Below are 854 nucleotides of genomic sequence, written 5' to 3' on the forward strand. Positions count from 1 at the left end.
CGCAGCAGCTTGCCCGTGGGTGTGATGCCGTCGAGTTCGTGGCCGCGCAGGAAGGTGCGGCGGACAACGCCGGAGAGGGCGCGGCCGTCGTAGGGGGTGATGGGGTTCTTGTGCTTGAGCTTCTTCACGTCGACGATAAAGGCGTCGTCGGCGGCGAAGATGGCAAAGTCGGCGTCGTAGCCGGGGGCCAGTTTGCCCTTCTTGTGCAAGCCGACCAGGTCAGCCGGTGCCGTGGACATCCACCGGATGACCTGCTCCAGCGGGATGCCGCGGTGGCGGGCCTCGGTCCAGATCAGGGACAGACCCAGCTGAAGGGAGGAAACCCCGCCCCAGGCAACGGCGAAGTCGCCATTTTCCAGGTCCTTCAGATCCAGCGTGCTGGGTGAGTGGTCCGAGACGATGCAGTCAATGACGCCGTCGCGCAGCCCCTGCCACAGCAGTTCACGGTTGGCGGCCTCGCGGATGGGCGGGCAGCACTTGTAGGAGGTTGCCCCGTTCGGGATCTCCTCGGCCATGAGTGTGAGGTAGTGCGGGCACGTCTCCACCGTGAGCTTCACGCCGTCGCGCCTGGCACTGGCAATCATGGGCAGCGCGTCGGAGGAGCTCAGGTGCAGGATGTGTGCCCTGGCCCCGGTCCAGCGGGCACGCTCAATGACCTCGGCAATGGCCAGGTTCTCGGCGCCGCGGGGGCGGGAGGCCAGGAACTTTCCGTACTGGTCGCCTTCGGCCGTGGGGGCACGGTCAATGGCGCGGGAATCCTCGGCGTGGACAATGAGCAGCGAGTCGAACGTGGCCAGCTCGGCCATGTCCTTTTCCATCTCATCGGGCTCCAACGGCGGGAACTCGTCAACGCC

The 854-nt window shown here is 66.4% G+C and carries 1 protein-coding gene; it reads right to left on the reverse strand.

Features of this window, described 5'->3' with window-relative positions; all coding sequences use genetic code 11:
* On the reverse strand, positions 1-854 hold an 854-nt coding region (locus AAGW05_RS18515; RefSeq protein WP_411806028.1), incomplete at both ends, for an amidohydrolase family protein.

Source organism: Arthrobacter sp. LAPM80 (assembly GCF_046736435.1).
In the GTDB taxonomy this organism is placed as follows: Bacteria; Actinomycetota; Actinomycetes; order Actinomycetales; family Micrococcaceae; genus Specibacter.